Here is an 18,779-nt window from a genome sequence, read left to right as displayed (position 1 = left end):
CCCTCACGCCAGCAAAAGCGCGCCCTGCGCCCCGCATCCCCCCTGTGCGGCGCGCGGGCTGCGCCGCTCAGGCATATGTGTCGAAGAACCCGTTCGGAATCAGCAGGTTCTCGCGGCGGAGCGCCTTCACATCGCGCTCGCCACACAGCGCCATGGACACGTCGAGCTCCTTGCGCAGGATCTCCAGCGCGGTCTCCACGCCCTCCTGCCCCATCGCGCCGAGGCCATGGATATAGGCCCGGCCGATCATCGTGCCCGTCGCGCCCAGCGCCAGCGCCTTCAGAATATCCTGCCCGGAGCGGATCCCGCTGTCGAGCCAGACTTCGGTCTTGCCGCCCACCGCCTCCACGATCGAGGGCAGCATGCGGATCGAGGACAGCGCCCCATCGAGCTGCCGCCCGCCATGGTTCGACACGATGATCGCATCCGCGCCGAAATCGGCCGCCATGCGCGCGTCCTCGGCATCGAGGATACCCTTCAGGATGAACTTGCCGCCCCACTGGTCGCGGATCCGCGCCACCTTGGCCCAGTCCAGCTGCGGGTCGAACTGCTCGCTGGTCCAGGTCACCAGCGAGGAGGCATCGCCCACGCCCTTGGCATGGCCGACGATATTGCCGAAAAACCGCCGCGGGGTCTGCAGCATCTCCAGCCCCCATTGCACCTTGGTGGCCATGTTCACGATATTGGGCAGCGTCAGCCGCGGCGGCGCCGAAAGCCCGTTCTTCAGGTCCTTGTGCCGCTGCCCGAGGATCTGCAGATCCAGCGTCAGCACCAGCGCCGAGCATTGCGCCCGCCGCGCGCGCTCGATGATGTTGTCGACGAAGTCCTCGTCGCGCATCACATAGAGCTGGAACCAGAACGGCTCCGGCGAGGCCGCATGCACATCCTCGAGCGAACAGATCGACATGGTCGAGAGCGTATAAGGCACCCCGATCTTCGCCGCCGCCCGCGCCGCCTTGATCTCGCCATCGGCGCGCTGCATGCCCGTCATACCCACCGGGCTGAGCCCGACCGGCATCGACACCTTGCGCCCGAGCATCGTCGTCTCCGTGGTGCGGCCGGACATGTCCACCGCCACTTTCTGCCGGAGCCGGATCTGTGCGAAATCGGAGGTATTCTCGCGGAAGGTCTGCTCGGTATAGGACCCGCTCTCGCAATAATCATAGAACATCTTCGGGGTCCGCTTGCGGTGCAGATCCTTCAGATCCTGGATACAGGTGATGACGGGCATGACAGACCTCCGGTTCCGATCCGACCGGGGTACGCCGCAGCCGGGCCCAAGTCAACGCGCGCGTGGCGGCGGGCCGCTGAGGCTGAATATGGCTGGTCTTTGCACCAGCCCAAATCAACGCAGGCGGCAAAGCGTCCCGCGCGGCCCCAAAGCCGCGCTCTGTGGGCGCAGCTTGCTCCACGGGCCGCAGGCGAAAAGAGGGCGCCCGCAGGAGAAGGTCCGCCAGCAGCGCCGCGGCCGCCCGGGTGGCGCGCGAGAGCCCGGGCAAGGGCGGCGCGACCCTCGGGCCATGGTCATCGGCGCCTCAGGGACAGCCCTTCACAAAGGATGCGTCGCCCTGGCTCCCGCATGCGGATCAGCGCAGGCAAGAGCCCGGCGTCAGCATGGAGCGATGAAACGCCGCTTCACCGGCGCCACCGCAATGAAGCCCTGCTTCATTGGCTCCCTGCACAGCCAGACGGACCCTGAGACCGGGCATTCGGACCAGCAGCCCGCCACAGCGCACAGAACTCAGGCGGCGTGGGCGCCGCCTGCCAGCGCCGCCACGCGCGAGAGCACCTCGGCTACCGGGCGGCCCTCGCCGATCAGCTTCACGATGGCCGAGCCCACGACGCAGCCATCCGCCACCCCGGCGATGGTCTGCGCGGCCTCGGGGGTGTTGATGCCGAAGCCCACCACCACCGGCAGATCGGTCGCGGCCTTGATGCGCGCGACCTCGGGGCCGACATCGCCCGCCTGCGCGGCCTGGCTGCCGGTGATCCCGGTGACGGAGACGTAATAGACGAAGCCCGAGGTATTGCGCAGCACCACCGGCAGGCGCTTGTCGTCCGTCGTGGGCGTGGCGAGGCGGATGAAGTTGATCCCGGCCGCCTGCGCGGGCAGGCACAGCTCGCTGTCCTCCTCGGGCGGCAGATCGACCACGATCAGCCCGTCGATCCCGGCCGCCACGGCATCGGTGAGGAAACGCTCCACCCCGCGGCTGTAGATCGGGTTGTAATAGCCCATCATCACCACCGGGGTGGTCTGGTCGGTCTCGCGGAAGGCCGCGACCATCTCGAGCGTCTTCTGCAGGGTCTGGCCGCCCTCCAGCGCGCGCTGGCCGGCATGCTGGATCGTGGGGCCATCGGCCATCGGATCGGTGAAGGGCATCCCCAGCTCGATCACATCGACCCCGGCGGCGGGCATGCCCTTCATCACCGCGAGCGACGTCTCCACATCCGGATCGCCGGCCATCAGGTAGGCCACGAAAGCCTTCTTTCCCTCCGCCTTCAGCGCGGCGAATTTCGCGTCGATCCGGGTCATGGTCGTATCCTCTCTGTTGGCGCCCGGTTTGCGGCATCGCAGAGGGGAAATCAATGGCCGATACGCGCCGATGGCGCGGCCCTCAGCCCGCCTTCATCGGCCCCGACAGCATCCAATGCGTGCCGAACCGGTCGCGCAGCATGCCGAAGCCGGTGGCCCAGAAGGTCTCGGCGAAGGGCATGATCTCCTGCCCGCCCTCGCGCAGCGCATCGAAGGCCGCGTGGGCGGCGGCATCGGTCGGGAAATCGAGGTGGACCGAGACCGCCTGCTGCCGCTCACCCTCCATCCCCGGCGGGAAATCCGAGGCGAACAGCATGCCGTCGCGCAGCCGGAAGCTGCCGTGCATGATCAGCTGCCCGGCGCCCGCGCCACCGAAGCCGCCATCGGGCACGTCGTCATAGGTCATGAGCGTCAGTTCGGTGCCGCCGAGGACCCGGCAATAGGTCGTCAGCGCCTCGGCGCAGCAGCCCTGGAAGTGCATATAGGGTGTGAACATGATGGATCCTCCTTGCGCCACAGAGATAGCGCACCGGGCGGCAGCGGAAAGCCTTTGCTTGCGCGCCGGCGGGCTTGTGCCTATGTAGCGGCCGAGTTTTCCGCGAGGTGAGAGACATGGGCTTCAAGATGGGGATCGTCGGCCTGCCCAACGTGGGCAAATCGACGCTGTTCAACGCGCTGACGAAGACCGCCGCCGCCCAGGCCGCGAACTTCCCTTTCTGCACGATCGAGCCGAATGTGGGCGAGGTCGCGGTGCCCGATCCGCGGCTCGATACGCTGGCGGCGATTGCGGGCTCGAAGCAGATCATCCCGACGCGGATGACCTTCGTCGATATCGCGGGCCTGGTGAAGGGCGCCTCCAAGGGCGAGGGCCTGGGCAACCAGTTCCTGGCCAATATCCGCGAGACCGATGCCATCGCCCATGTGCTGCGCTGCTTCGAGGACGGCGACATCACCCATGTGGAGGGCCGGATCGACCCGGTGGCCGATGCCGAGACGATCGAGACCGAGCTGATGATCGCGGATATGGAGTCGCTCGAGAAGCGGCTGCAGGGCATCCAGCGCAAGATCAAGGGCGGCGACAAGGACGCGCTCGATCAGGAGCGGCTGATGAAGGCGGCGCTGGCGGCGCTGGAATCGGGCAAGCCCGCGCGCACGGTTCAGGTCTCCGAGGACGACCGCAAGCAATGGAGCATGCTGCAGCTGCTGACGGCGAAGCCGGTGCTGTATGTGTGCAACGTCGAGGAGGCATCGGCCGCGACCGGCAATTCCAAGACCGAGGCGGTGGCGAAGATGGCCGCCGAGCAACATGCCGGGATCGTGGTGATTTCCGCCAAGATCGAGGAGGAGATCAGCCAGCTCGACGCCGAGGAGGCGGTGATGTTCCTCGAGGAGCTGGGGCTGCACGAGGCGGGCCTCGACCGGCTGATCCGCGCGGGCTACGAGCTTCTGGGGCTCGAGACCTATTTCACCGTGGGCCCGAAGGAGGCCCGCGCCTGGACGATCCGCGAGGGCACACTGGCGCCGCAGGCCGCGGGCGTGATCCACGGCGATTTCGAGCGCGGCTTCATCCGCGCCGAGACCGTGGCCTATGAGGATTACGTCGCCCACAAGGGCGAGGCCGGCGCCAAGGAGGCGGGCAAGTTCCGCGTGGAAGGCAAGACCTACGAGGTCAAGGACGGCGACGTTCTGCATTTCCTGTTTAACGCCTGAGGGCGCCTGTTGCGCCGCCCCGGGCCACGGGCCATACAGGGGCGGCAGCATCCACAGGAGAACAGCATGGCTCCGAAATTCGGCACCAGCGGCCTGCGCGGCCTCGTGCTTGAACTGACCCCCGAGCTTGTCGCGGATTATACGCGCGCCTTCATTGCGGCCTGCCCGACCGGCGGCGCCGTGATGGTCGGGCGCGATTACCGCCCCTCCTCGCCCGAGATCGCGCAGGTGGTCCTGCGCACGGTGGCGGAATGCGGGCTCCGGGCGATAGACCTCGGCGCGCTGCCCACGCCCGCGCTGGCGCTGGCCTGCATTTCCGAAGGCTGCGGCGCGGTGATGGTGACGGGGAGCCACATCCCCGCAGACCGCAACGGGCTGAAATTCTATATCCCCGAAGGCGAGATCACCAAGGCCGACGAGACCGCGATCCTTGGCGCGCTCGGGGCGCCTGCGGGCCCGGGCGGCGGCACGCTGGAGGCCGATGCGGGGGCCGCGGGGCGCTATGGCGCGCGCTATGTGGCGGGCTTCGGGCCCGAGGCTTTGCGCGGCCTGCGGGTGGGCGTGTATGAGCACAGCTCGGTCGCGCGCGAGATCCTGGGCGAGGTGCTGGCCGGGCTCGGCGCCGATGTGGTGCGGCTCGCGCGCTCCGAAAGCTTTATCCCCGTGGATACCGAGGCGGTGGACCCGGAAACGCGGGCGCAATTCGCGCGCTGGTGCGCCGAGAACCGGCTGGATGCGCTGGTCTCGACCGATGGCGATGCCGACCGGCCGATGGTGACCGATGCCGCGGGCGAAGTGATCCCGGGCGACATTCTGGGCGCGCTGACGGCGCGGAGCCTGGGGGCGGAGGTGATCTGCACGCCGGTTTCATCGAACAGCATGATCGCGGGGATGGGCTTCGGGCGGATCGTGCTGACGCGGATCGGCTCGCCCTTCGTGATCGCGGCGATGGCGCAGGAGACGGGCGCCGTGGTGGGCTATGAGGCCAATGGCGGCTTCCTGCTGGGCTTCGAGGCGCAGGGGCCGGCAGGGCCGCTTGCGCCCCTGATGACGCGCGACTGCCTGCTGCCGATCCTGGCGCCGCTGGCAGCGGCGAAGGCCGCGGGGCTGCCGCTCGCGGGGCTGGTGGCGGCGCTGCCGCCGCGGTTCACCGCCGCGGACCGGCTGACCGAGATCCCGACCGAGCGGGCGGCGGAGCTGATTGCGGAGCTGAAGGACGCACCCGCGCGGCGCGATGCCTTCTTCGCGCCCGGCAAGGTGACCGAGGTGGACCTGACCGACGGGCTGCGGGCGCGGTTCGCCGATGGATCGGTGGTGCATCTGCGCGCCTCGGGCAATGCGCCGGAGTTCCGCTGCTATGTGGAGGCCGACAGCAAGGCCGCGGCGGCGGGGCTGCTTGCGGCCTATCTGGAAAAGCTGGCGGCGCGGCTGCGCTAGGGCGCGGCGCCCTTTGCGGGGCGCCCATCCGGGCGGGGCGGCGGGGCCCTTGAGGGCGCGCGGGGGACGCCCCCCGCGACCCCCGGCGGGAACGTCAGCCGATCTGGCCCGGGCCGGGCTCGGCCGTGATCGGGACGGCACGGGGCAGCGCCACGCCGGAGGTTTTCGCGCGTTTCATCTGCGCGAGCAGGCCCGCGATGCGATGCGCCGCCTCCTCCGGATCCAGGCCCCCGGGGCGGATATTCGAGATGCAGTTGCGGCGGCTGTCGGGGAGGCCCGGCTCCGGCGCCCAGGTGATATAGGCGCCGAGGCTATCGGCCGCAGAAAGGCCCGGGCGCTCGCCAATGAGCAGCACCACGGCATCGGCCCCCGCCGCCGCGCCAATTTCATCGCCCAGAGCGACCCGGGCGCGCTCGGCCAGAACCACGGAGGCGGGCGCGGCGCGCAGCGCCTGCAGCGCGTTCACCACCGTGGCGGCATGGGCATCCACCGCCGTGGCCGAGAGGCCATCGGCCACCACGATCACCAGATCGGATTTCGGCAGGCTCAGCACCGTGCCCGGCGCGAGCCTGCGCCCGAGATCGGGGCGGCGGATGTAGGCGGCACGGTCGGGTGCGGCGCTGCCGACTTCGGCGAGCGGCCAGGCGCTGAGGGCCGTGCGCAGCGCGGGCAGATCCATCGCGGACCACACCGCCTCGCGCGCGCGGGCATGATCCAGCGCGAAGGCGAGGGCCGCGCGCGTGGGCAGGCCGGAGCCGGAGCGGCCGAGCGCCACCCGCGCGGCCGTCATCGCGCGCAGGCGGGCACTGAGGGCGGTCACGGGAGCATCGCTCATTGCGCGGCCTCCAGGAGCGGCACGCCGCGCAGGCGGTCCACCAGGGCGCGGCCCTCGGCCATGCGCCCGGCCCCGTCCGTCACCCCCATGCGCTGGAGCCAATCGGCGAATTCGGGGGCCGGCGGGCGACCCAGCGTCTCGCGGGCGAAGACCGCGTCATGGGCGGAGAGGGTCTGATAGTTCAGCATGATGTCGTCGGCGCCGGGCACGGTGATGACGAAATTCACCCCCGCGGCCACGAGCGAGATCAGCAGGCTGTCCATATCCTCCTGATCGGCATCGGCGTGGTTGGTATAGCACACATCCACCCCCATCGGCAGGCCAAGCAGCTTGCCGCAGAAATGGTCCTCCAGACCGGCGCGGATGATCTGCTTGCCGTTGAACAGATATTCGGGGCCGATGAAGCCCACCACGGTATTCACCAGAAGCGGGCTGAAGGCGCGCGCCACGGCATAGGCGCGGGTCTCCATCGTCTGCTGGTCCATGCCGAAATGCGCATCGGCCGAGAGCGCGGCGCCCTGGCCGGTCTCGAAATACATCACGTTGGTGCCGATGGTGCCGCGCCCGAGCGAGAGCGCCGCCTCATGAGCTTCGCGCAGAACCTGAAGATCGACCCCGAAGCCCTTGTTTGCTTTCTGGGATCCGGCGACCGACTGAAACACCAGATCGACCGGCGCCCCCTGCGCCATCGCCTCGATCGCGACGGTGACATGGCCGAGGCAGCAGTGCTGGGTGGGGATCTCGAGCGCGCGGCGCAGCTCGTCGAGCAGGGTGACGATGCGGGTGTAATCCTCGACCGTATCGGTCGCCGGATTGACCCCGATCACGGCATCGCCCGTGCCCATCAGGAGCCCGTCCACCGCGGAGGCGAGGATGCCGCGGCTGTCGTCCGTCGGGTGGTTCGGCTGGTTGCGGGTGGAGAGCCGCCCGGCGAGCCCGAGCGTGTTGCGAAACTGCGTGACCACGCGCCGCTTTGCCGCCACCGCCACGAGGTCCTGCAGCCGCATGATCTTGCTCACTGCCGCGACCATTTCCGGCGTGAGCCCGGGGCTGAGCGCCGCAAGCTCCGCGGCCCCGGTTTCCGGGCGCAGCAGCCATTCGCGGAATTCGCCCACGGTCAGATGCGCCACCGGGGCGAAGGCCCGGGCATCGTGGCTGGAGAAGATCAGATCGGTGATCTCGTCGCCCGGCACATCCAGCACATCCTCCGCGAGGAAGGCTTTCAGCGGCAGATCCGCCAGCGCGATCTGCGCGGCCAGGCGCTCCACCGGCCCCTCCGCCGCCACGCCCGCGAGCTGGTCGCCCGAGCGCTCCGGCGTGGCCTTGGCGAGCAGCGCCTTCAGCGTGTCGAAGCTGTAGCGCGTCTGGCCGATGACCGTCGCATATGCCATGCGGATCTCCCTGTTGCAGTAATGGCCTACGGTTCGGCGGATCGGCCCGGGCTGTCAAGCACCGCGCCCCGGAATCGGGCGCGGGCCGCGCCGAATGATCAGTGCTTGGGCAGAGGCCCCCCTTGCGCGCGGCGCGGCGGGCGCGCATCTTGGGCCAGACAGGAGGACGGGCATGGCCGGTGGCTGGGCGCGCGACGGCGCGGTGAACGAACAGATCGACGCTTCGATCGAGGATGAGCTGAAGCGGCTGCAGGCGCGGCGCGCGCTGGTGGGCGAGAGCCTGCCGGAATGCGCCGAATGCGGCGAGGAGATCCCCGAGGCCCGGCGCACAGCGATACCCGGGGTGAAGCTCTGCATCGACTGCCAGAAGGCCCGTGACGGCCGGGCCCAGGCGCGCGGCGGCATCAACCGGCGCGGCTCCAAGGACAGCCAGTTGAAGTAGCCCGCCCGGGCGGCTAATCCGGGGCCAAAGAGGGAGGCCCCGATGCAGAAGGTGATTTTCGATACCGACCCCGGCGTGGACGATGCGCTCGCGCTCTATTACCTGCACCGGCATCCCGATGTGGAGCTGATCGGCATCACCACCGTGTTCGGTAATGCGCCGGTGGCGCTGACCGCGCGCAACGCGCTGTTCCTGAAGGAGGCCTGGGGGATCGATGCCCCGGTGGCGGCGGGGGCTGCGGGCCCCGTCGGCGCCGGCGGCACCGAGCATTGGCCGGTGCATATCCACGGCCATGACGGGCTTGGGAATATCGGTGTGCCCGAGCCCGCGGGCGCGCCCGATCCGCGCCCGGCGCATCAGCTGATCATCGATCTCGTGCGCGCCCATCCGGGCGAGGTGAGCCTCGTCGCCGTGGCGCGGATGACGAACCTGGCGCGCGCGCTCTATGAGGCGCCCGAAATCGCCGGGATGGTGCGCCAGGTGATCCTGATGGGAGGGGCCTTCGCGGTGCCCGGCAATATCACCCCGGCGGCGGAGGCCAATATCTTCGGCGATGCCACCGCGGCCGATGCGGTCTTTGCCGCGCCCTGGCCGGTGCTGGCGGTGGGGCTCGATGTGACGCGGCAGGTGGAAATGACCCGCGCCGAGATCGAGGAGCTGGGCGCAATCGGGCCGGATCTCGCGCTGCTGCGCGATCTGTCGCTGGATTATGTGGGCTTTTACGAGGCGCTCCGGCACCGCGGCATGGTGGTGCATGATTGCTGCGCCTGCGTGGCGCTCACGGATCCGGCGCTGTTCCGCACGCGCCCGGCGCGGGTGCGGGTGCTCACCGAGGGCATCGGCATCGGCATGACGGTGCCCGCGCCCGAGGAGATGGTGTTCCCGCCCACCGATTGGGATGAGGTGCCGGTTCAGGCCTATGCCGAGGGGATAGACGCGGGCGCGGTACTGCAGACCATCCGCCGGGTCATCACCGCCTGACCGCTGAGCCGCGCCCTCAAAGCAGGCGCCCGTCCCCAGGCAAGAGCCGGCACCCGCCAGCGGCATGGATGGCCGTGGCAGGATGCGGGCGCACGGCCGCCGCCGGGGGTCGCGGGGGGCGTCCCCCGCGCGCCCTCGGCCCCGCCAGCGCTCAGGGTCTGAGCGCCGCGCGGCGGGCGACACGGGCGCGGATCGCCTCCACATCCGTCTCCGGGGTCGCGGCAAAAAGCTGCTGCGTATAGGGGTGCTTCGGCCCTGCGAAGATCTCGTCGCGGCTGCCCTGCTCCACCACCTCGCCCTTGTGCATCACCATCACCTCATCGGCGATATAGCGGATCACCGAAAGGTCGTGGCTGATGAACACATAGGTCAGCCCGAATTCCTCCTGCAGGTCCGCAAGCAGGTTCAGCACCTGCGCCTGCACGGAAAGGTCCAGCGCCGAGACCGGCTCATCCAGCACCAGAAGCGCCGGGTTCAGCATCAGCGCCCGCGCGATGGCGATGCGCTGGCGCTGCCCGCCCGAGAACATATGCGGGTAGCGGTTGAAATGCTCGGGCCCGAGCCCGACCTTCACCAGCATCGCCTCCGCCCGCGCGCGCCGCTCCGCCGCGGGCAGCTTCGTGTTCAGAAGGAGCGGCTCCATCAGCACGTCGCCCACTTTCTGGCGCGGGTTCAGGCTGCCATAGGGGTTCTGGAACACCATCTGCACCTTGGCGCGCAGGGTATGGTCCGGGCGGCGGCGCGAGATGTCCACCTCCTGCCCGTCGATCTTCAGCACGCCGCCCGACTGATGGTCGATCAGCGCCACGATCCGCGCGAGCGTGGATTTGCCCGAGCCGGATTCGCCCACGATGGCGAGCGTCTTGCCCTTCTGCACCGCGAAGCTCGCGCCCTTCACCGCGCGCACCGTCTTCGCGCCGCCGAACATGCCGCCGGGGATGTAATAGTCCTGGGTCAGGCCGATGCCTTCGACGACCGCCGTCATTTCACGCCCTCCACCCCGAAGAAATCGGAGACCGTGGGCAGCCGGTCCCCGGTGGCGTTTTCCGGCAGCGCCGAGAGCAGCGCCCGGGTATAGGGATGCTTCGGCGCCTCGAACAGGCTCAGCACGTCGGCCTCCTCCATCTTGTGGCCCTTGTATTGCACGATCACCCGGTCCGCGGTCTCGGCGACCACGCCCATGTCGTGGGTAATCAGGATCAGCGCCATGCCGTGCTGCTCCTGCAGCGTCATCAGCAGATCGAGGATCTGCTTCTGGATTGTCACGTCGAGGGCGGTGGTGGGCTCGTCCGCGATCAGCAGCCGCGGGTTGGAGGCGATCGCCATCGCGATCATCACCCGCTGGCACTGCCCGCCCGACATCTGGTGCGGATAGGAGTGGATCTTGGTCTCCGGCTCGGGGATGCCCACGGCACGGAACAGCTCCACCGCGCGGGCGCGCGCGGCGCGGCGCGAGAGGCCCAGGTTCAGCCGCAGCACTTCCTCGATCTGGAAGCCCACGGTGAAGGCCGGGTTCAGCGAAGCGATCGGCTCCTGGAAGATCATGGTGATCTCGCGCCCGATCAGGCGGCGGCGGTCCGCCGCGCTCAGATGCAGCAGGTCCTGGCCGTCGAAGGTCATTTCATCGGCCGTGACCGTGGCGGTATCGGGCAGAAGCCCCATGACCGCGAGCATCGACACCGATTTGCCGGAGCCGGATTCGCCCACGATCGCCAGCACCTCGCGCGCATCGACGGAGACGTCGATGCCGTCGACGGCGGTGAAGCTGCCCGCGGCGGTGGCGAAGCGGACGGTGAGGTTGCGGATGTTCAGCAGTGCCATCGCCTCAGCCCTTCTTCAGTTTGGGGTCGAGCGCGTCGCGCAGACCGTCGCCCATCAGGTTGATCGCCAGCACCGAGACGAGAATCGCGAGGCCCGGGAACGTGACCACCCACCAGGCACGCAGGATGAACTCGCGCGCTTCGGCGAGCATCGTGCCCCATTCCGAGGCGGGCGGCTGCGCGCCCATGCCGAGGAAGCCGAGCGCGGCCGCATCCAGCACTGCCGAGGAGAAGCTCAGCGTCGCCTGCACGATCAGCGGCGCGAGGCAGTTCGGCAATATGGTGCGGAACATCAGCCGCATGTTCCCTGCCCCCGCCACCCGCGCCGCGGTGACATATTCGCGCGCCTTCTCGCCCATCACCGCGGCGCGGGTCAGGCGGGCGAAATGCGGCTGGTAGACGATGGCGATGGCGATCATCGCATTCAGCAGCCCCGGCCCCAGGATGGCCACCAGCACCAGCGCCAGCAGGAGCGACGGGAAGGCAAGCACCACATCCATCACCCGCATGATCACGGTATCGACCCAGCCGCCGAAGAAGCCCGCGACCGTACCGATCAGGATGCCGCCCACCAGCGCGATGGAGACGACGACGATGCCGATGAAGAGCGAATATTGCGCGCCATAGATCAGCCGCGAGAGCATGTCGCGCCCGACGGCATCGGTGCCGAGCAGATAGGCGCTGCGCCCGCCCTCCTGCCACACCGGCGGCACCAGGAGCGCATCGCGGTATTGCATGGTCGGATCATGCGGCGCCAGCAGCGGCGCCAGCACCGCGGCCAGCACCAGCAGGATGAACACGCACAGCCCGGCGACGGCGCCGCGGTTCTGCCGGAAGTGATACCAGAAATCCGTGAGCATCCGCCGCCGGATCGCCGCATCGGAAAGCTTGACAGCGGTGTCGGTCATTTGTGGCGGATCCTCGGGTTGATGAGACCATAGGTCAGGTCGACGAGCAGGTTCACGATCATCACGATGGCGGCGATGAGCAGCAGCCCCGACTGCACCACCGGGTAATCGCGCCGGGCGATGGAATCGATCATCCATTTGCCGATGCCGGGCCAGGAGAAGATCGTCTCGGTGAGGATCGCGCCTGCGAGCAGCACGCCGACCTGCAACCCGATCGTGGTGATCACCGGGATCATCGCATTGCGCAGCGCATGGACCATGACCACCCGCGCATAGGGCATGCCCTTGGCCTTGGCGGTGCGCACATAGTCCTCGCCCATCACCTCGAGCATGGCCGAGCGGGTCTGGCGCGCGATGACGGCGAGCGGGATCGTGGCCAGCACGACCGAGGGCAGGATCAGGTGCGCGGCCGCGGAGGCGAAGGCGCCCTTCTGCCCGGAGAGCAGGCTGTCGATCAGCATGAAGCCGGTGACCTGCGGGAAGAAGAACATCAGGCTGATCCGGCCCGAGACCGGGGTCCATTGCAGGATGCCCGAGAAGAAGATGATGAGCAGCAGCCCCCACCAGAAGATCGGCATGGAGAAGCCGACCAGCGCCGCGGTCATGGAGACCTGATCGAACCAGGAGCCGCGCTTGATCGCCGCGAGCACGCCCACCGGCACGCCGATCACGGTGGCGAGGATGATCGCCACCACCGAGAGCTCCACCGTGGCCGGGAACAGCTGCAGGAACTCCGCCAGCACGGGCTTCTTCGTCACCAGCGAATTGCCCAGATCGCCATGGAACAGGCGGCCCAGGAAATCGAGATATTGCGCCCAGATCGGCCGGTCGAAGCCGAACTGGCGGGCGACCTCGGCATGGCGCTCGGGGCTGAGCCCGCGTTCGCCCGCCATCAGCAGGACAGGATCGCCTGGCAGCACCCGGACGAAGCCGAAGGCCACGATGGTGATACCGAGGAAGGTCGGCACCAGATAGGCGAGCTTGGTGAGAAGAAATCGTATCATGGGGATGATCCTTAACGGGCGCGCAGGGGGAGGCCCCCGCGCGCCCGTCTTGTTGTCAGACCGGGATTATTCGGTCAGGTCGACGTGTTCGAAGGTGAAATCGCCAAGCGGGCTCTGGGTGAAGCCGGTGACGTTCTTGCGCATCGGCACATATTGCGTCGAATGCGCCAGCGTGTCCCACGGTGCCTGCTCCTTGAAGATCACCTGCGCGGCTTCATAGGCCTTGGTACGCTCGGCGATGTCGGAGGTGGTCTTGGCCTTCAGCAGCAGGTCGGAGAACTCCTGGTTGCACCAGAAGGCACGGTTGGCGCCGCCGGTCTTGGCGCCCGCGCAGGAGAGCAGCACGCTCAGGAAGTTGTCCGGGTCACCGTTGTCGCCGGTCCAGCCGAGGATGACGGCGCCCTTGCGGCCCTCTTCCATCGACTTCTTCAGATATTCGCCCCATTCATAGGAGACGATCTCCGCCTTCACGCCGACCTTGGCGAGATCGGCCTGCATCAGCTCCGCGGTGCGGCGCGCATTGGGCATGTAGGGGCGCTGCACCGGCATCGCCCAGAGCTCCATCGTCAGGTCCTTCACACCGGCATCGGCGAGCATTTTCTTCGCGGCTTCAGGGTCGTAGGGGTCGTCCTTGATGCTGTCGTTATAGGACCACATCGTCGGCGGGATCGGGTTCTTCGCGACCTGGCCCGCGCCCTGGAACACCGCGTCGATGATCGCCTGCTTGTTGATCGCCATGTTCAGCGCCTTGCGCACCTCGGGCTTGTCGAAGGGCGCGACGGTGGTGTTGTAGGCCAGATAGGCGACGTTCAGCCCGGATTGCTCATCCACCTTCAGGCTGCTGTCGGCCTTGATCGCGGCGATGTCGGCCGGCGCGGGGAAAGGCATCAGGTGGCATTCGCCGGCCTTCAGCTTCTGCAGCCGCACCGAGGCATCGGGCGTGATGGCAAAAACCAGATCGTCGATCTTCGGCGCTTCACCCCAGTAATCGGGGTTCTTCTGGTAGCGGATCACCGCATCCTTCTGATAGGCGACGAATTTGAACGGGCCGGTGCCGATCGGCTTGTTGTTGAAGTCTTCCTTGGTGCCCGCCTTCTCCAGCGTATCGGCATATTCCTTGGAGACGATGCGCATGAAGGGCATGGCGAGGTTGGCGATGAACGGGGCCTCGGCATGGGTCAGGGTGACCTTCACGGTCAGGTCATCGACCTTCTCGACCGATTTCACCAGCTCCGGCATCTCCATCGAGGTGTAATATTCGTAGGTGATGCCCGGGGTATATTCGTGCCACGGGTTGGCGGCATCGCCCTGGCGCACGAAGCTGAAGACCACGTCATCGGCGGTCAGGGTGCGCGAGGGGGTGAACACGTCGTTCGACTGCCACTTCACGTCCTTGCGCAGGTGGAAGGTATAGACGGTGCCATCCTCCGAGACTTCATAGCTCTCGGCCAGCGCGGGTACGACTTCCGTCGTGCCGGGCTTGAACTCCACCAGGCCACTGTAGATCGGATGCGCGGAGGCATCGAAGGTGGTGCCGGCGGTATAGGGCGCCGGGTCGAAGCCTTCGGGCGAGGCCTCCGAGCAATAGACGAAGGTCTTCGCGGCCAGCGGCCCGGCGGCGGTCAGTGCCAGCGCGGAGGCGGCAAGAAGGCTGCGGGTGCGGAGTTTCATCAGGCGTCCTTTCACTCACTGTTGAAGATTTTGGCCCCCGCCATGACAATGCCGGCGGGTTCATGATGGCGCTTTTGACCTATTGGACAAATCCTATCATGGGCGCTTATTCACATCTTTATGAGCGGCATTCAAGGCGCAACGCGACGTCATGTAAAGGCTTATTCAAACGGTGCGTCGATGCGCGCGGCGGGCGGGCAGAACCACTGCGGGCCCGCCGCGCCCATATGCACGATATCTTCGAGCCGCACGCCGCATTCGCCATAAACGCACAGCATCGGCTCGATCGAGAACACCATGCCGGGGGCGAGCGGCGTCAGGTTGCCCTGCACCATGAACGGGTCCTCGTGGATATCGAGGCCGAGGCCATGGCCGGTGCGGTGCGGCAGGCCGGGCACATCGTAGCCCGGGCCGAAGCCATCGGCGGCGAGCGACGCGCGGGCGGCGGCATCCACGGCGGCGCAGGGCGCGCCGATGCGGGCGGCGGCGAAGGCTGCGGCATGGGCGCGGTGCTCGGCCTGCCACAGGGCGCGCTGGCGCGGGGTGGCGGCGCCGAACACATAGGTGCGGGTGATGTCGGAGCGGTAGCCCTTCAGCACGCCCCCCAGATCGACGAGCACCATATCGCCCTCGGTCAGCACCTGCGGATAGGGCACGCCATGCGGATAGGCGGTGGCCTCGCCGAACTGCACCGCCACGAACAGCGGCGACAGCCCGAGCGCGCGATGCGCCGCATCCACGAACTGGCCGACCTCGGTGGTGGAGATGCCGGGGCGCAGGCCCTGCCAGACGGCGCGCTGCACGCGGTAGCTGGCGTCCATCGCGGCCTGGATGATGGCAATTTCGGCTGCGGATTTCACCTGCCGCTGCGCCGCGATCATCGGCCCGGCCGACACCGCGGGCAGCAGGCGCGACGCGAACAGGAAGGGCGTCGCCGGATCCAGCGCCAGCGTACCGCCGACCCGGGCGCGGATGGCGGCGCAGGGGTCTTCGTGCTCGTCCCAGGCGAGGATCTCTCCGGGCAGGCGCAGCATGGTCTCGAGCTTCGGCACTTCGAAGCGCGGGCTGACATAGACCAGCGCCTCCGGCAGCACCAGCGCGCCATGCACCCGCTCCGACAGGCCGATGCCAAGCCCGGTATAATAGCGCAGCGACGAGGAGGCATCGAGCCAGACCGCCTGCACCCCCTGCCCCGCCATCCGCGCCCGCAGCCCCGCGAGCCGCGCGGCCAGCTCCGCGTCGGTGATATCGGTCACGCTCACGCGGCTGAAGCCCTTCAGCGCGCTGTCCAGTCCAGTCATGGCATCCTCCTGATCCGCTGCCCGTTCGGCCCCGGGTATGCACCCGTTGCACGCCGGCTTCCAGCCTGCGACGGGCGCGTTGACCCTCGGATAATTTGATCATATTATCAGAGCAAGCAAACCCCACAGGAGGCCATCATGCGCGAGAACCATCTGCCCACCGCCGAACTGCAGGCGCTCGATGCGGCCCATCACATGCACCCGTTCACCGATGGCGCCGCGCTGGCGAAGAAGGGCGCGCGGATCATTACCCGCGCCAAGGGCGTCTGGCTGACCGACAGCGACGGGCATGAGATCCTCGACGGCATGGCCGGACTGTGGTGCGTGAACGTGGGCTATGGCCGCGAGGAACTGGCCGAGGCCGCCGCGAAGCAGATGCGCGAGCTCGCGTTCTACAACACCTTCTTCCAGACCTCGCACATCCCGGCGATCACGCTCGCGAAGCGGCTGGCGGATCTGGCGCCGGGCGATCTGAACCATGTGTTCTTCAACGGCTCCGGTTCGGATTCGAACGACACCAACCTGCGCATGGTGCGCCGCTACTGGCAGGCGCTCGGCAAGCCGGAGAAGAGCGTGGTGATCTCGCGCTGGAATGCCTATCACGGCTCCACCATGGGGGCTGCGAGCCTGGGCGGCATGAAGGGCATGCACAAGCAGGGCGGCCTGCCGATCCCGGGTATCGCCTATATCAACCAGCCCGACTGGTGGTCCGAGGGCGGCGAGATGAGCCCGGAGGACTTCGGCCTGGCGCGGGCGCGCGAACTGGAAGCCAAGATCCTGGAGATTGGCGCGGACAAGGTCGCGGCCTTCATCGGCGAGCCGATCCAGGGCGCGGGGGGCGTGATCGTGCCGCCCGCGAGCTACTGGCCGGAAATCCAGCGGATCTGCCGCGAGCATGGCATCTTGCTGATCGCCGATGAGGTGATCTGCGGCTTCGGGCGCACCGGGAACTGGTTTGGCAGCCAGACCATGGGCATCACCCCCGACATCATGACCTGCGCCAAGGGCCTGACCTCGGGCTATATCCCGATGGGGGCCTCGATCGTGTCGGACGAGATCGCGCGGGTGATCGACGGCTCCGAGGAATTCGCCCATGGCTATACCTATTCGGGCCATCCGGTGGCGGCCGCCGTGGCGCTGGAGAACCTGCGGATCCTGGAGGAGGATGGCATCGTCACCCGCGTGCGCGAGGAAACGGCGCCCTATCTGAAAACGCAGTGGGAGGCGCTGGCGGAGCATCCGCTGGTGGGCGAGGCGAAGATCGTGGGCCTGATGGGGTCGATCGCGCTCACCCCCGACAAGGCCGCGCGGGCGAAATTCGCCGCGAAGGAAGGCACCGTGGGCTATATCTGCCGCGAGCGCTGCTTCGCCAACAACCTGATCATGCGCCATGTCGGCGACCGGATGATCATTTCGCCGCCGCTGACCATCAGCCGTGAGGAAGTCGATATCCTGATCGCGCGGGCGCGCAAGTCGCTCGACGAGGGCTATGCCCAGGCCAAGGCCGAGGGGCTGATGGAGGCGGCGACGGCCGACGCCTGAGCCCCTCAGACCAGCGGCGCGCCTTCGGCGATGAGGGCGCGCACATTCTCCAGCCCCTGCAGGATATCGGCGCGGATCGCCTCCGCCACGGCGGCGGCATCGCCCGCGCGCATGGCGGTGAGCGCGGCGCGGTGCATGTCGGGCAGGCTCTGGGCGCCGAAGCGCGCGCACATCACCCGCAGCGCCGGGGCCGAGCGCAGCCAGAGCGCATCGACCAGCGGCTCGATCACCACCGTGCCCGCGGCGGCATAGATCGCGGCGTGGAAGCGGTGGTTGAAGAGCATATAGTCGCGGATATTGCCGGTCTGCATGGCGCGGTCCAGATGCTGGTCAATTTCCTCCAGCCGGGCGATATCGGGGGCGCGCATCCGCGCGGCGCCGCGGCGCGCGAGCTCGGGCTCCAGCGCCAGCCGGGCGAAGATCAGCTCGTCCACCTCGGCGATGGTCAGCACCGGCACGGTGATCCGGCGGTTGTCGTGGAAGCGCAGCGCGCCTTCCGCCGTCAGCCGCCGCAGCGCCTCGCGCACCGGGGTCATGCCGGCATTGAGCGTGCCCACCAGGCCCTGGATCGTCACCGGCTGACCGGGGACCAGATCGCCGCACAGGATCAGCTCGCGGATGCCCAGATAGGTGTTCAGATGGGCCGGGGCCTTGTCGTCGAGCCCCATCAGCCCCGCCGCCCCGCGAGATAGCTCTCGAACGCGCGCAGCGTGGTTTCGGAGACGTGATGCTCCAGCCCCTCGGCGTCGATCTCGGCGGTATCGGGGGGTACGCCCACCGCCACCAGAAGATCCACCACCACCCGGTGCCGGGTGCGGCAGCGCGCCGCCAGCGCCGCGCCCTCCTCCGTCAGGAACACGCCGCGATAGGGCCGCGACACCGCCAGCCCTTCGCGCTTCAGCCGCCCGACCGCCTTGGTGGCCGTCGGATGCGTCACCCCCATCCGCGCCGCAATGTCGGTGATCCGCGCCTCGCCCATCTCGGCGATCAGGTCGTCGATCATCTCGGCGTAATCCTCCAGCACGGCGACCGATTGCGCCGCCCGCGCATGGTGGAACCGCTCCGACCCGCGGCCCGGATCATCCGGAGATTCGTCTTGCGGCATGGGGCCTCCTGTCTGCTGCGGCAGATCTTACAGCCCCGGCAACAGATTGTGAACCGAGCGCCGATGTTGCCATTTGACAAAAATGTAGCCTTGGCTAAA

18 protein-coding genes are annotated in these 18,779 nt (G+C 68.2%); 5 read left to right on the top strand and 13 right to left on the bottom strand.

The window, feature by feature from the left end; all coding sequences use genetic code 11:
* Positions 1-67: 67 nt before the first annotated feature.
* The 3 genes from ACOMG5_RS01200 to ACOMG5_RS01190 form a co-directional block, all read right to left on the bottom strand.
* On the bottom strand, positions 68-1,231 hold the full coding sequence (locus tag ACOMG5_RS01200; RefSeq protein WP_420341947.1) for an alpha-hydroxy acid oxidase: 1,164 nt from the start codon (positions 1,229-1,231) through the stop codon (positions 68-70).
* Between the two features lie 510 nt (positions 1,232-1,741).
* Positions 1,742-2,533, bottom strand: coding sequence for a tryptophan synthase subunit alpha (gene trpA, locus ACOMG5_RS01195; protein ID WP_420341946.1), 792 nt, complete (start codon positions 2,531-2,533; stop codon positions 1,742-1,744).
* An 82-nt stretch (positions 2,534-2,615) separates the two neighbouring features.
* Positions 2,616-3,029, bottom strand: a complete 414-nt coding sequence (locus ACOMG5_RS01190) for a VOC family protein (RefSeq protein WP_420341945.1) — start codon at positions 3,027-3,029, stop codon at positions 2,616-2,618.
* Positions 3,030-3,145: 116 nt separating this feature from the next.
* Between ACOMG5_RS01190 and ychF the strand changes: the two genes are divergently transcribed.
* Positions 3,146-4,243, top strand: coding sequence for a redox-regulated ATPase YchF (gene ychF / locus ACOMG5_RS01185; RefSeq protein WP_420341944.1), 1,098 nt, complete (start codon positions 3,146-3,148; stop codon positions 4,241-4,243).
* 66 nt (positions 4,244-4,309) lie between these two features.
* Positions 4,310-5,680 (top strand): phosphomannomutase, encoded by a 1,371-nt coding sequence (locus tag ACOMG5_RS01180; protein WP_420341943.1) that lies wholly within the window; start codon positions 4,310-4,312, stop codon positions 5,678-5,680.
* Positions 5,681-5,774: 94 nt separating this feature from the next.
* On the opposite strand, the gene eutC is transcribed toward ACOMG5_RS01180, so the two are convergent.
* Positions 5,775-6,515 (bottom strand): ethanolamine ammonia-lyase subunit EutC, encoded by a 741-nt coding sequence (gene eutC, locus ACOMG5_RS01175; protein WP_420341942.1) that lies wholly within the window; start codon positions 6,513-6,515, stop codon positions 5,775-5,777.
* On the bottom strand, positions 6,512-7,906 hold the full coding sequence (locus tag ACOMG5_RS01170; RefSeq protein ID WP_420341941.1) for an ethanolamine ammonia-lyase subunit EutB: 1,395 nt from the start codon (positions 7,904-7,906) through the stop codon (positions 6,512-6,514). The genes eutC and ACOMG5_RS01170 overlap by 4 nt, the downstream gene beginning before the upstream one ends.
* A 172-nt stretch (positions 7,907-8,078) precedes the next feature.
* Between ACOMG5_RS01170 and ACOMG5_RS01165 the strand changes: the two genes are divergently transcribed.
* A complete protein-coding gene (locus ACOMG5_RS01165; protein WP_420341940.1) occupies positions 8,079-8,348 on the top strand; it encodes a DksA/TraR family C4-type zinc finger protein in 270 nt (89 codons plus the stop codon).
* A gap of 42 nt (positions 8,349-8,390) precedes the next feature.
* Positions 8,391-9,329 (top strand): nucleoside hydrolase, encoded by a 939-nt coding sequence (locus ACOMG5_RS01160; RefSeq protein WP_420341939.1) that lies wholly within the window; start codon positions 8,391-8,393, stop codon positions 9,327-9,329.
* 151 nt (positions 9,330-9,480) lie between these two features.
* Here the strand turns inward: ACOMG5_RS01160 and ACOMG5_RS01155 are convergent, their stop codons facing one another.
* The 6 genes from ACOMG5_RS01155 to ACOMG5_RS01130 all read right to left on the bottom strand — a co-directional run bounded on the left by ACOMG5_RS01155 (position 9,481) and on the right by ACOMG5_RS01130 (position 16,033).
* On the bottom strand, positions 9,481-10,314 hold the full coding sequence (locus ACOMG5_RS01155) for a dipeptide ABC transporter ATP-binding protein (RefSeq protein WP_420341938.1): 834 nt from the start codon (positions 10,312-10,314) through the stop codon (positions 9,481-9,483).
* A complete protein-coding gene (locus ACOMG5_RS01150; RefSeq protein WP_420341937.1) occupies positions 10,311-11,150 on the bottom strand; it encodes an ABC transporter ATP-binding protein in 840 nt (279 codons plus the stop codon). The genes ACOMG5_RS01155 and ACOMG5_RS01150 overlap by 4 nt, the downstream gene beginning before the upstream one ends.
* Positions 11,151-11,154: 4 nt before the next feature.
* On the bottom strand, positions 11,155-12,057 hold the full coding sequence (locus tag ACOMG5_RS01145) for an ABC transporter permease subunit (protein ID WP_420341936.1): 903 nt from the start codon (positions 12,055-12,057) through the stop codon (positions 11,155-11,157).
* Positions 12,054-13,061, bottom strand: coding sequence for an ABC transporter permease subunit (locus ACOMG5_RS01140; RefSeq protein ID WP_420341935.1), 1,008 nt, complete (start codon positions 13,059-13,061; stop codon positions 12,054-12,056). The genes ACOMG5_RS01145 and ACOMG5_RS01140 overlap by 4 nt, the downstream gene beginning before the upstream one ends.
* 66 nt (positions 13,062-13,127) lie before the next feature.
* Positions 13,128-14,732, bottom strand: coding sequence for an ABC transporter substrate-binding protein (locus ACOMG5_RS01135; RefSeq protein WP_420341934.1), 1,605 nt, complete (start codon positions 14,730-14,732; stop codon positions 13,128-13,130).
* Positions 14,733-14,893: 161 nt separating this feature from the next.
* The gene (locus tag ACOMG5_RS01130; protein ID WP_420341933.1) at positions 14,894-16,033 is read right to left on the bottom strand and encodes a M24 family metallopeptidase; all 1,140 of its coding nucleotides are present in this window, start codon (positions 16,031-16,033) and stop codon (positions 14,894-14,896) included.
* A 138-nt stretch (positions 16,034-16,171) separates the two neighbouring features.
* Here ACOMG5_RS01130 and ACOMG5_RS01125 point away from each other — a divergent pair, with 138 nt between their 5' ends.
* Positions 16,172-17,575, top strand: a complete 1,404-nt coding sequence (locus ACOMG5_RS01125) for an aspartate aminotransferase family protein (protein WP_420341932.1) — start codon at positions 16,172-16,174, stop codon at positions 17,573-17,575.
* Positions 17,576-17,580: 5 nt separating this feature from the next.
* Here ACOMG5_RS01125 and ACOMG5_RS01120 read toward each other — a convergent pair whose 3' ends face one another.
* Both ACOMG5_RS01120 and mntR read right to left on the bottom strand, forming a co-directional pair.
* Positions 17,581-18,243 (bottom strand): GntR family transcriptional regulator, encoded by a 663-nt coding sequence (locus ACOMG5_RS01120; RefSeq protein ID WP_420341931.1) that lies wholly within the window; start codon positions 18,241-18,243, stop codon positions 17,581-17,583.
* Positions 18,243-18,680: a manganese-binding transcriptional regulator MntR gene (mntR, locus tag ACOMG5_RS01115; RefSeq protein ID WP_420341930.1), complete on the bottom strand. Its 438-nt coding sequence runs from the start codon at positions 18,678-18,680 to the stop codon at positions 18,243-18,245. The genes ACOMG5_RS01120 and mntR overlap by 1 nt, the downstream gene beginning before the upstream one ends.
* Positions 18,681-18,779 lie beyond the last annotated feature (99 nt).

The organism is Paenirhodobacter sp. (genome assembly GCF_041916475.1).
GTDB lineage: Bacteria > Pseudomonadota > Alphaproteobacteria > Rhodobacterales > Rhodobacteraceae > Rhodobacter.
Note: the sequence above shows the minus strand (reverse complement) of the source record. Positions and strands in the feature narration are given on the sequence as shown.